Origin of the sequence: Streptomyces sp. NBC_01549 (assembly GCF_026339955.1) — a bacterium.
In the GTDB taxonomy this organism is placed as follows: domain Bacteria; phylum Actinomycetota; class Actinomycetes; order Streptomycetales; family Streptomycetaceae; genus Streptomyces.
In genome coordinates this window covers 575,799-587,000 of the sequence record NZ_JAPEPW010000004.1, presented here as the reverse complement: position 1 = coordinate 587,000, position 11,202 = coordinate 575,799, and the positions used below count along the sequence as shown (strand labels likewise).

Annotated in this window: 10 protein-coding genes and 3 pseudogenes; 9 read left to right on the top strand and 4 right to left on the bottom strand. The window is 69.1% G+C overall.

What is annotated here, in order from left to right; genetic code table 11:
* Positions 1 to 91 precede the first annotated feature (91 nt).
* Positions 92 to 250, bottom strand: a pseudogene (locus tag OG819_RS53430) (TetR/AcrR family transcriptional regulator); the annotation flags it as partial.
* Between the two features lie 135 nt (positions 251 to 385).
* Between OG819_RS53430 and OG819_RS53425 the strand changes: the two are divergent.
* From OG819_RS53425 to OG819_RS53405, 5 genes and pseudogenes are all read left to right on the top strand, one after another.
* Positions 386 to 775 (top strand): annotated as a pseudogene (locus tag OG819_RS53425) (carbohydrate ABC transporter permease); the annotation flags it as partial.
* A 55-nt stretch (positions 776 to 830) separates the two neighbouring features.
* A pseudogene (locus OG819_RS53420) lies at positions 831 to 2,526 on the top strand (class I mannose-6-phosphate isomerase).
* The gene (locus OG819_RS53415; RefSeq protein ID WP_266657140.1) at positions 2,523 to 3,506 is read left to right on the top strand and encodes an ROK family protein; all 984 of its coding nucleotides are present in this window, start codon (positions 2,523 to 2,525) and stop codon (positions 3,504 to 3,506) included. Before OG819_RS53420 ends, OG819_RS53415 begins: the two are co-directional and overlap by 4 nt.
* A gap of 401 nt (positions 3,507 to 3,907) precedes the next feature.
* A complete protein-coding gene (locus OG819_RS53410) occupies positions 3,908 to 5,251 on the top strand; it encodes an endonuclease domain-containing protein (RefSeq protein WP_266657138.1) in 1,344 nt (447 codons plus the stop codon).
* A gap of 112 nt (positions 5,252 to 5,363) precedes the next feature.
* On the top strand, positions 5,364 to 5,633 hold the full coding sequence (locus tag OG819_RS53405; protein WP_266657136.1) for a hypothetical protein: 270 nt from the start codon (positions 5,364 to 5,366) through the stop codon (positions 5,631 to 5,633).
* Positions 5,634 to 6,015: 382 nt separating this feature from the next.
* On the opposite strand, the gene OG819_RS53400 is transcribed toward OG819_RS53405, so the two are convergent.
* Positions 6,016 to 6,387 (bottom strand): calmodulin-binding protein, encoded by a 372-nt coding sequence (locus OG819_RS53400; RefSeq protein ID WP_266657134.1) that lies wholly within the window; start codon positions 6,385 to 6,387, stop codon positions 6,016 to 6,018.
* A 618-nt stretch (positions 6,388 to 7,005) separates the two neighbouring features.
* Here OG819_RS53400 and OG819_RS53395 point away from each other — a divergent pair.
* Positions 7,006 to 7,776 (top strand): glutamate ABC transporter substrate-binding protein, encoded by a 771-nt coding sequence (locus OG819_RS53395; RefSeq protein ID WP_266657132.1) that lies wholly within the window; start codon positions 7,006 to 7,008, stop codon positions 7,774 to 7,776.
* A gap of 78 nt (positions 7,777 to 7,854) precedes the next feature.
* Here the strand turns inward: OG819_RS53395 and OG819_RS53390 are convergent, their stop codons facing one another.
* The gene (locus tag OG819_RS53390; RefSeq protein WP_266657130.1) at positions 7,855 to 8,595 is read right to left on the bottom strand and encodes a hypothetical protein; all 741 of its coding nucleotides are present in this window, start codon (positions 8,593 to 8,595) and stop codon (positions 7,855 to 7,857) included.
* A 105-nt stretch (positions 8,596 to 8,700) separates the two neighbouring features.
* Here OG819_RS53390 and OG819_RS53385 point away from each other — a divergent pair, with 105 nt between their 5' ends.
* The 3 genes from OG819_RS53385 to OG819_RS53375 all read left to right on the top strand — a co-directional run bounded on the left by OG819_RS53385 (position 8,701) and on the right by OG819_RS53375 (position 9,967).
* Positions 8,701 to 9,024, top strand: coding sequence for a hypothetical protein (locus tag OG819_RS53385; RefSeq protein ID WP_266657128.1), 324 nt, complete (start codon positions 8,701 to 8,703; stop codon positions 9,022 to 9,024).
* 53 nt (positions 9,025 to 9,077) lie between these two features.
* Positions 9,078 to 9,221 (top strand): hypothetical protein, encoded by a 144-nt coding sequence (locus OG819_RS53380; protein ID WP_266657126.1) that lies wholly within the window; start codon positions 9,078 to 9,080, stop codon positions 9,219 to 9,221.
* Between the two features lie 161 nt (positions 9,222 to 9,382).
* The gene (locus OG819_RS53375; RefSeq protein ID WP_266657124.1) at positions 9,383 to 9,967 is read left to right on the top strand and encodes a GNAT family N-acetyltransferase; all 585 of its coding nucleotides are present in this window, start codon (positions 9,383 to 9,385) and stop codon (positions 9,965 to 9,967) included.
* Positions 9,968 to 10,204: 237 nt separating this feature from the next.
* On the opposite strand, the gene OG819_RS53370 is transcribed toward OG819_RS53375, so the two are convergent.
* Positions 10,205 to 10,363: an integrase core domain-containing protein gene (locus tag OG819_RS53370; protein ID WP_266657455.1), complete on the bottom strand. Its 159-nt coding sequence runs from the start codon at positions 10,361 to 10,363 to the stop codon at positions 10,205 to 10,207.
* Between the last annotated feature and the right edge of the window lie 839 nt (positions 10,364 to 11,202).

The window sequence follows — 11,202 nt, the reverse complement described above, 5'->3', positions numbered from 1 at the left end:
TTTCAGGGACGTTCCTGATCAGGCTGTGAGGTCGTAGTTGTGCTGAGGGTGAGGTAGCGGCGTCCGTGCTCGCGAGCGCGGTGGTGGAATTGTCCGGGTAGTGCCGGTACGGCGCATTGGATGACACGCCGGCGCGACGGGCGACTGCGCGCAGCGAAACGGCGGCCTCATCGCTCTCCTCCAGCAAGTCCAAGGCAGCACGCAGGCACGCAGCCCGCAGATCACCGTGGTGGTAGCGGCCACTGCTCAATGTTGACACTGCACACTCCTGTCCCCTAGTGTGTGCAGCGTACACATTTGGGCTTTCTGGCGAGCCATTCCAAGGCCGAATCTCAGCCCTCGCGCTCTGACGTCACTGTGTGGCGCGAGCGTCCAGCCTGCCGAACACTTCGGGAGCAGCCTCCCCAGGGACCTGCTGTCCGCCGCACGGATCGACGGCTGCACGGAGTGGCAGCTCTTCTCCCGCATCGCGCTCCCGCTCGCCAAGCCCGTGGTCGGACTGGTCGCGTTCTTCAGCTTCGTCGGCAACTGGAACAATTTCCTCCTGCCGTATCTCGTCCTGCCGAACAGCGAGCAGTTCCCCGTCCAGGTGGGCCTGAACCAACTGCTGGCCTCGACGCCGTCCTTCAACCCCGTCGCCGGCGCCGGACTGAACGTCACCATCCCCGAACTCGCCCTGGCCATCATCATCGCCATCCTGCCCGTGCTGGTGCTCTTCGTCTTCTCCCAGCGCACTCTGGTGTCCGGGATGCTCGCCGGAGCGAGCAAGGAATGAGCGCCTGCGCGCCGCCTTCCCTCTTCACCCACCCCCTGTCCGCAAAGGAGACCGTGTGTACCGGCTCGATCCGCGCTACGCCCCCGCCCCGCAGGCCGTCCTCCACACGGGATGGCAGGCAGTGGCCTCCCAACTCCCCGACGGCCCCACGGTGGTGGCCATCGACGGGCCCCCTTCCGTCGACTGGTCCCTCCTCGGTGATCGCCTCGCACATGAGCTGACCGGGCGCGGTACCCCCGTCACCCTGCTCGACATACGGAGCCACTACGCACGGCCGGCGCTCGTCAGGAGCCGCACCGAACGGCCGGCAGACGCCGACGACCCCTACTTCCGCGGGCTCGCCGACAATCCCCTCGTCGACCTCTTCGAGATCCTCCCGGTAGCCGCACCGCCGAAGGAAGGGCTGCTCCTCGTCTACGGGCCCGGCGCCGCCCTCGTGGATCACGACCTGCTCTGGTACGCCGATGTGCCCAAGCGATACGCGGAGGCCGCCGTAGGCGCGGGTGAGCCGGGCGCCAACCTCGGTCTGCCGGGCGAGAAGCCCGACTTCAGACGGCTGTTCTACATCGACTGGCCGATGATCGACCAGCACCGCGACTCGCTCGTACGCCGCCTCGACGCCTGGATCGACATGCAGCGCCCCGACCACCCGGCGTGGATCGACGGAGCAGGCCTGCGCGCCACGTACGCCGCCCTGGCCCGCCAGCCCGTCCGCACCCGCCCGTACTTCAACTCCACTCCCTGGGGAGGCCATTGGGCACAGCGCGAACTCGGCTTCAACCCCGACGCCCGCAACACCGCGCTCGGCTACGAACTGATCGCGCCCGAGGCCGGAATCCTCATCGGCACCGGACCGCAGGCCCAGGCCGAAGTGCCGTTCCAACTCATGTGCGTGCTGGAACCGGACAGCGTGCTGGGGGCACAGGTGCACGCCCGCTTCGGCACGTCCTTCCCGATCCGCTTCGACTACCTGGACACCGTCGGCGGCGGCAGCCTCTCCGTGCACTGCCACCCGAAGGAGTCGTACATGCGGGAACGTTTCGGCTGGGACTACACCCAGCACGAGACGTACTACCTGACCCTCGGCAGCACCGACACCAAGGTGTTCCTCGGCCTGCGCGAGGATGCCGACGTCGATGTCTTCCGCAAGGAGGTGGAGCGGGCCGTCACCGACGCAGTGCCCATGGACCCCGAGGACCACGTCCTGGCCTTCCCCGCCGAGCAGGGCCAGCTGTTCATGATCCCGGCGGGCACCCCGCACGCCAGCGGTGCGGGCAACCTCGTGCTGGAGATCAGCGCCACCCCCCTATCTGTACAGCCTGCGGTTCTACGACTGGCTGCGGCCCGGTGCCGACGGCAACCCGCGCCCCCTGCCCTACGAGCACGGGTTCGCCAACCTCGAGACCGGACGACGCGGTGCGGCCGTCGCCCGCGACCTGGTTCAAGAGCCGCGCACCCTGCGCGAGGGCACCGGTTGGCGGGAGGAGGTCATCGGCGCGCTGGACGAGATGTTCTATGAGGTCAGGAGGTTCGTGCTCGACGCCGAGGCCGAGGCGGCCGACGACACGCAGGGACGGTTCCACATCCTGAACGTGGTGGAAGGGGAAGGCGTCACGGTGCACACGGCGGCCGGAGACCGGCACGAACTCGCCTACGCGGAGACGCTCACCGTGCCGGCCGCGGTCGGCCGCTACACCCTGCGAGCGGCCGGTGGCGGCCCGGTGCGTGTCGTGAAGGCGTTGGTCCGTTGATTCCCGTCCTGGAGATCGGCGGCACCCATGTCACCGCGGCGCTCGTCGACCTGCGCGACGGACGTGTCACCAGCCGTACGCGCAAGCCGCTCGACGCGGACGGCGGCGCCGACGACATCCTCGGCTGCCTACGACACTGCGCCGACGGGCTGTCAGTACCTCCAGGTGCGCGGTGGGGTGTGGCGGTGCCCGGGCCGTTCGACTACGCGAGGGGGATTGCCCTCTTCAAGGGCGTGGGCAAGCTCGACGCCCTGTACGGGATGGACGTGCGAGCAGCACTCCTCGACGGACTGCGACAGCGTCCCGGCGACGTCGTGTTCCTCAACGACGCCCACGCCTTCCTGACCGGCGAGTGGTCCGCGGGTACCGTCCGCGGGCACCGCCGCGCCCTGGGCATCACGCTCGGCACCGGTGTCGGCTCGGCGTTTCTCGCCGACGGCCGCATCTGCGACAACGGTCCCGGCGTACCACCCGAGGGGCGGATGGACCTCACCGAGATCGGTGGCCGGCCGCTGGAGGACTCCGTCTCACGCCGGGCGATCCTCGCCCGCTACGGCGACCCCACCGCCGATGTACACGACATTGCCGGACGGGCCAGAGCGGGGGAGGAACGGGCCCAGCGGGTGCTGGACGACGTCTTCACCGGACTCGGCGTCGTGCTGGGCCCGCGCCTGGTGGACTTCGGCGCGACCGCCCTGGTCGTCGGAGGCTCCATAGCCCGCTCCTGGGACCTCGTCGCCCCCGCTCTGTCCACCGGTCTCGTGACCGGAGGCTGGACGCCGGACGACCCACATGCTGACGCGGATTCACTACCTCCCGGAGCCCCGGAGTGCTCCGTAGGAGACGCGCTACCTGGTCCGGGTCACGCCTTGTCGGCCGGCGCAGGGCGTACTCGTGCGATGAAGCCTGCCGGCCCCGCGGGGGACGCCGCACTGGTGGGTGCGGCCCGCGCGGCGGTGGCGCGAGACCGACGAAGCTGACGCATCTCCACTTCGCCGAGGCCGCGATGAAGGTCTCCTCGGCGGAACTGCTCACCGGCGACTTCGTGGGGCTGATCGGGCCGCTTCGGGTGCCTCGTCCCCGCACCGGGGGGTGCCGGTCCAGCGGATCGTGCGGGACCTGAACGCCCTGACCACAGGAGTTGGTGCCGCATCCCGACGTGGGCATCGTGCTCGGCTTCGCACGGGCCGGGCGGGGCAAGCCGGGTGCAAGTGCCCTGCAACTGGGACCCGAAGACTGGGTGTCATGACTTCGAGCAACACTTCCGGCTCCACCATGCTGACGAACCGGATGCTCAGGAATAAGGAGTTGCGGACGGCGGCCCTGCTGACCGAGGAGCTTGGAGACCCGTTGCCGCGTTGCGGGCCGTTAGCCTGTCGGTATGTCAGAGCGTGTCATGCCCGGTCGCACGGACGGCCTGATCACCCTGGGTGCCGCGGACGCTCTGTGGGTCGATTTGACGGCCGACAGTGCTGTGCCGACGGCTTCTGGGGCATTCACCTGCTCTCCTGCCCATGCCCGGGTGGGGTACGTCCTGCTCGGCAGCCATGTGGTGGCGACGGTGAGGGCGAGCGGCGGTCAGTGGAGTGTTCCGGAGGCTCAGGTGCGCCGGGCGGCCGCGGAACTGAACGCGGTGGGAATGGACCGGCAGGACCTCCTCCGCATCGGTCCGTTTCGTGGGGCGCCGAGGCAGGAGTACGACGAGGAGACGCCGTTGCGTTGGCGCCGGCGCATCACGCGGGAACTGCAGGAGCCGGGCGGCCCCGCGCGGGCAGCACGACGCGAAGTCGGCCGGCCGTACCATCTGGCGGGGATCGACTGGCGACAGATACTCGTGGAGCAGACCCGCGACGGGACGCAGCGGACGTGGTGGCTGCCGCGCGCTGTGGTCAGGCTGCTGGATGCGGCCGAGCACACCGAAACGCAGTGGGTGCAAGCCGCACGGACCCGCCAGGCAGGCGCAGCCGTCACCGAGCCGCCCTCCTACCCCCGGCAGGCCCGAGACGCCGACGGTCGGCAGCCGACGAGCCCCGACGGCCCCACCACCTCACTGCGCCCGTACAACGCAGAGCTGCAAGGCCAGCTGTACTCGGTGCTCAGCAGGAAGCCCGGTACCTCCCGCAGGGTGGCTGGGTGGGCGTGCGCTGTCTGCCGCACTGCGCCCGCCACAGTCCTCGACCACTGCCACGAACACGGCTACGTCCGCGCCCCCCTCTGCCAGTCCTGCAACACACTGGAACGCCCCGACCACCTGTACAGCAACGACATCCGCGTGGCGAACCGCTACACACGCCTCTTCCACACCGACACCGACGACTGGCTCCGCCACTGGCACCGCTGCCCCGGCTGCCGCGCACGCACCACCCTGCCCCTGCCGCACCTCGCCGCATGGACCGCCCACACAGCCTGCCGATCACTGCGCCCGACCCACCGCGCTCCCCGCGGGCGCAAGCCCTGCGGTGTCCTGCGCGTGTCCTGGACGGGCAGTCACCAGGCGCCCCGTTCCTGCCTGTTCACGGTCGCCGTCGACTTCTGCCCCTCCGGCGAGCACCGTGTCCTGGCGCGAGTCCCCTACCGCGAAGCCGCCGAGCGGTTTCGCATCTGGCTGGCCGAGACGGCCCCTGCCCTGGCCGCCGCGGCCGGTCCTGACCGCTTGGACGACCTCCCTGCCCAGTTCCGGCCCATCATCGTGGACACCAGCGGCGAGGGCCCAGCACTGTTCTGAGCGAGCACCGGAAAACCTGACGCCCCCACGTCACCTCGCAGCTGCCGGCCCCGACACGGTGACCCCGCACGCCCCAGCGAAATGCGCAGCAGAGTCGAACGAACTCGGCCCCATGCCGACGCTGGGCTCCCCACCACGCGCGGGTACCGCTCTGTTCAGGTCCAGGAATCGCGAACCCGCGCGCTTCCAACCGGTCCAAAGCCGACACGGACCCCAGGGACTGGATGCCCCCTATGCCGGATACTGGTGCCAGTACCTCACCGACTGGGTCGCCGACAAAACCCGCTACCACCTCACCGTCGCCCCCACCGAACAAGCCACCCTCGCCGAGGGCCTGGCCCACTGCCCCGACCAGCCCATCCACGTCACCCTCGCCCGCTAGGGCCTGTCCGGCGGATCAGGCCGGAGGGAAGCGACGGTGCCTTATCGACGCTGGTGAGCGGGGCTTGGTGCGTGCAGCTGCAAGGCGGAGGAGGGCGTCGACGCGATGAGGGTCCCCCCGCTCGAGCGAAGTCGAGAGTGGGGGAGTCGGCGAGTGACGACAACGCCGCTGGGGGTACCCCCTCTGGGGGAGGGCGTGCCAAGCCCCGCGTCTGCGGCATGTCCGCCGGACAGACCCTAGCCTCCCGGGCCACGCTGCACAGCGGCCAGGCGCCGCTGCGGCGTGGGCACCCGGACAAGGGAGCCAGCCGACCGGCGGTTGAGCGTCAGATCAAGCCCCCCCCGACAGCACTACCGTTCGCAGCTGGGGGCATGGAACGGGGTTAACGAGGCGTGACTTCTGCGGTGAGGCGGCCGGTCCAGGGGCACCAGTAGAGGCCGGGGAGGAAGGGGCCGCCGACTTCGTCCAGGTGGTCCTCGACGTAGGGAATGGTGGCGTCGCAGACCTCGATGGCCGCGTCGGCGAAGCTGATGGTGTCCGGGTTGTAGTGGAAGTCCCACTGGGGGTTGTAGCTGGCCGCGCGCTTGATGATGCGGCCGATGACGACCTTGGGTTCCCCGCTCCTGACGATGCCACCGGCTTCCTTGATGACTTCTGGCCTGGTGATCTCGATGACGAAGTTGTGGCCGGTGATGTCCCGCATGTTGAAGTACGCGGCGTCGCCGGCGGCTCCGGCCTGTCCGCTCTGCCCCATGGTCAGAGCTAGCGTGCCGATCGACACCCACACCGCCTGACTTCCTTGACCTGACTCCTCAACCGGAGCCAGAGGACAGCCAGTTGGCCGCACATACCTGGTGTTCTGCGCGACGGAGGGAACCGCGAGTCGACGTGAACGCGTCACCGCCGACGAGTACGTGCGGGACCAGGGCGCCGGACGGCGTCTTCGGATGGGTTCCGAGGGCTGCGGGGCAGTGTGAAGGAACTTCGGGGAAGTGGAGAAGAGGGACAGCTGCCCGGCGGGGCATCGGCGGCGGACACCGAGCAGGACTCCGGAGCGTCGGCCGGAGGACCCTCGGGGATGTCGTCGGATGCCGCGGGGACCAGGTGTCCGCCACCGCCCGCTGCTCGCCGGTGCGGGGGTGCACGCGGGCAAGGGGTGCCTGGCCGGGCCCCGTTCCGCCACCGGCTCCTTCCCGCGGTCGTGGCGTCGCTGGCCGCGATGACGCTGACGGTGTCCTGCACAGACTCGTCCGCCCCGCACCGTCGTTCACCCGCCGGGCAGCACGCGCCTGCCGACAGTGCGTCCGCGGGCACACGAGCCGGGACCGGCGAGGATTGCGATCGGCTGCGGTCACTGAAGCCCCCGGACCGCATGCCGGAACCGGGCGGCCGGATGCCGAGCGGTACGGCGATGGAGCGGATCGTCGCACGCGGTCGGCTGATCGTGGGAGTGGACCAGAACACCTATCTCTTCGGCTATCGCGACTCCGTCACCGGACAGCTGAACGGGCTCGACATCGACCTGGTGCGGGAGATCTCCCGCGCCTTGTTCGGGCGGCCGGACCGGGTGCAGTTCAAGACCGTGCCGTCCTCGCGGCGCATCGAGATACTGGAACGCGGCGAGGTCGACCTGGTCGCCCACTCCATGACGATCACCTGCGAGCGCATGGAGCGGGTGCTGTTCAGCAGCGACTACCTCGATTCCGGCCAGCGCGTCCTCGTCCCCGACACCTCCACGGTGAAGAACCTGGCTGATCTCGCCGGGCAGAAGGTGTGCACGGCCCAGGGCACCACCTCACTGGACGAGTTGCGCCGCGCCCGCCCGAACGTGCGGCCGGTGACCGTCGCCGACTGGACCGACTGCCTCGTACTGCTGCAACAGGGCGCCGTGGCCGCCGTGTCGACCACCGACAACGTCCTCGCCGGACTGAGCGCCCAGGACCCCACCACCCGCATCACCGGCCCGCGGTTCACCTACGAGCCGCACGGAATCGCCGTCGCGAAGAAGACGCCGGAGCTCGTCCGCTTCGTCAACGGCGTGCTCGCTCGCCTGCGCGCCTCGGGCAAGCTCCGCGCCCTGCACGAACGGTGGTTGGGCAGGTACGGGGATTTCTACCCGCCTGCGCCCCGCTATCGCGAGTGACACCGCCCGAGCCCGCCGCGGCAGGTCGACAGCCGTCTCCCAGGGCGGCCGGCAGCGATCACACGCAGTCGTCAGCGGTCAGAGGTCCCTGATGTCGTCGTCACCTTTGCCGGATCCGCGCCGGCCGCCGGTCCCGACCCGGATCCGCCAGCCGTGCCCGTCACGGGGCGCGTCGATCACCACCAGCATTCCGGGAAGCAGTTTCAGCCTCTCGCGTCGGAGTCGGCCCGACAGGCCGCCCATGGCGAGGACCCATTTCTGCCAGAAGAGCTCGGGGGTCAGAGTGCGGACCGAGACCATGCCGGACCACTTGTGCCACGACCGGCTGATGACCCGTGCGGTGGCGGGCGGCCCCGTGTAGCGGAGCACCTCCCCGGCCGTGCCGCTGATCTCCTGGTCGAAGGTGCGCAGTTCGTCGAGTGGGGTGACGTGCAGTTCCCAGCCCCCGTCACCCGTGGTCTGGAGCAGCGTAGGCCCGGGGCCGATTCCGATGATGCCACCGCCCTCGGACGGGCTGTCGGAATCGGCGAACAAGGTCGCCTTGTATTCGCGTGACTCGATGCTGAGATCCACCCTGGAGTGGCGCTCCGCATCCCGCGCGCGCCGCAGCGTGAGCGCGCCCGGCACCCCCGTTTGGACGAGGACTTCCGCGCCGGTCCCGGTCGTGGTGCTCTCCACCGGGCGGGCCGCGGACAGTGGCAGTATCCGCAGCAGCCACTCGCAGTTGTCGGCCTTGCTGACCTCGACCCGGCCGGACGCCGACCAGATGGGCGGCGTGTCGTGGTCGAACAGGAACCTGGCACGGTCGATGTCGCCCACGGACCAGTGGACCTGGTCGCGACGTCCGTGCGCAGCCTGAGGCACGGGCGAGCGGGGCGAACGCAGACGATCTTGGTGAACTCAAGGATCGCTGCTCCCCGCGGGTTGGGCCTGGCGATCTCGGTGTTCGTTTGCCTTCACCCGCCGATGATCAACGGTGGTAAGTCCTGGCGCCACAGCCAGGTGCCGTCGGTGACCAGCGAAGAGCATCCCAGAGAGTGCCGGTGGGCGCTTCCGGTGATGACGTCGTGTCCGGCCCCGCACTACGTGGAAACGCACCACGTCTCGCTGTCCGGCGCGTTCATCGAACACTTCCATGACGTCGATGAGGACGTGGCCGGCGTCCAGGTAGGCCACCAGTTCCGCCTCATCCGGCTCGCCGACGGGCTGGAGGAGTGCCGCTCTCATATGTGCTTGACAAGCCGCTGATCGCCCGCCCCAACACGGAGCACGGCTCTGGTCTGGGCACCCAACACTGAGTCATGAAACGCGCGTTCGCCCAGCTGCGCTGGTTCCGCCGTCTGCGGATCCGCTGGGAGATACGCGACGGCACCCACAAAGCCTTCCTCACCCTGGGCTGCGCACTGATCTGCTGGAGACGTCTGAACTCAGCTGCCTCCCGCTAGAGATCTTTAACGGTGTGGGTTACTTCGGGTCGTGACGGGATGGTGTCCCGCCGGGTGGTGTAAGCCGTGAGGATCTGCGCAGCGGCTCCGGAATGGACGAGCACCATAGGGTTCGACATAACCGATCGACACCCTGATCCTGTTCGGGTTGGCTGGGTGGCATGCCAGAGCTGCGAACCGATCGTCTTCTGCTCCGCCGGTGGCGGGAGTCCGACCTCGAACCGTGGGCGGCTATGAACGCCGATCCCGAAGTCCGAGAACACCTGGGGGAACTGCTGACGCGGGAGCAGAGCGATGCCGCGGTGGCACTCATGCAGGCCGAGTTCGACGAGCGAGGTTTTGGGTGGTGGGCGCTCGAAGCACGGGAGACCGGTGAGTTCATCGGCCGCGCCGGCTTGGACGAGGTGGGTAAGGATATGCCGTTCGCGGGAGTGGATATCGGTTGGCGGTTGATGCGTTCGGCGTGGGGTCACGGTTACGCCACCGAGGCCGCCCTGGCCTGCCTGGCTTTCGCCTTCGAGGCCCTCGGGTTGCCGGAAGTGGTGGCGTCGACGACCGTCCACAACCTTCGTTCCCAGGCAGTGATGCGCCGGATCGGCATGACCCGGGACCCGGCCGACGACTTCGAGGATCCGAGCGTGCCCCAGGGGCCGCTTCGCCCGTGTGTGCTGTACCGGATTCCCCGCAGAGAAGCCCACGGGCTGCACCACGCGGCGGACACGACCCCGCTGTCAACAATCGCATGAGCTGCGGTGTCCCCTGGGAAACTGGCTGTTTCGGCCGCAGACTCGCCAAGTACCGCGAACAGCACCCCATAACGCTTCAGATTGGCTTCACCGCCTGTGAGCTGTGGCTTTGCCGGACGATCAGCTGGCTCGGTGGTACTCATTGATCAGTCCGACGACGGCTTGCCGGCGTTCGGTCCGGGCTGGTGGCAGTGGGATGACGTTGGCATCGTCCAGCGGCGCGAGTTGGCCCCGGCCTTAATGCGGCCAATGCCGGTTGAAGTGGCGTGCGTAGTCGTTGAGGATCTTCTCGGCGTGGCTGCGGTCGAAGATCAGGAGCCGGTCGGTGCACTCCTCGCGTGCTGAGCGTACGAACCGCTGGGCGTGGGGATTGCAGTGGGGAGGGCGCGGAGGGATTTTTGGGTGACGTTGATGCCCTCGCTGGCGAAGACGGTATCGAACGCGGCCGTGAACTTCGCGTCCCGGTCGCGGACCAAGTGCGTGAACTCACCCGTGCTTTCGCCGAGTTGCCAGAGCAGGTGGCGGGCGTGCTGGGTGGCCCAGGCTGCGGTGGGGTGTGCGGTGACCCCCGGGATGTGGATGGTGCGGGTGCGGACCTCCATGACGAACAGCGCGTACAGCCGCTGCAGGCTGACGGTGTCGACGTGGAAGAGATCGGTGGCGAGCAGGCCGTGGGTCTGGGCCTTGAGGAAGGCGGCCCGTTCGCCGCGCGCGGGATGCCGGCGCGGGGCTGGGCCGAGGCCGGCGGTGCACGGGGTGCGGGGGACGGTGGCCGGGCTGACCTTGTGCCCGAGGCGGCGGAGTTCGCCGTGGATGCGCCGGAAGCCCCATCGTGGATTCTCGGTGCCGAGCCGGACGATCAGGTCGCGCAGCTCTTCGGGTATCGGCGGGCGTCCCGGGAGGGGCGGGTTGGCGACTTCGTGCCGCACGATCAGTATCTCGACCTCCTTCGCCGCGGAGGATCGGGAGAGCAGGACCAGACACGCGAAGATCCGCGTGGCGATCCAGTAGAGCATTCGTACGACCACAAGGTCCGATGGTGCCCGATCGGCCCGCGGAGCGTCGTCCCAGGTCACAGGCTGCGCAGCCATTCTGAAGCGGTACGGGCAAGGGGCGCGTCGGCTCTCGTGCTCGGGCTGATGGTGGCCACGGCCTGCCTGGCTCTCTGCCACCGTATCCATCTCCGGCCCAAGAGCCGGCGCTCGCGCGAGCACGACGAGAGCGGCTGAGCCCCG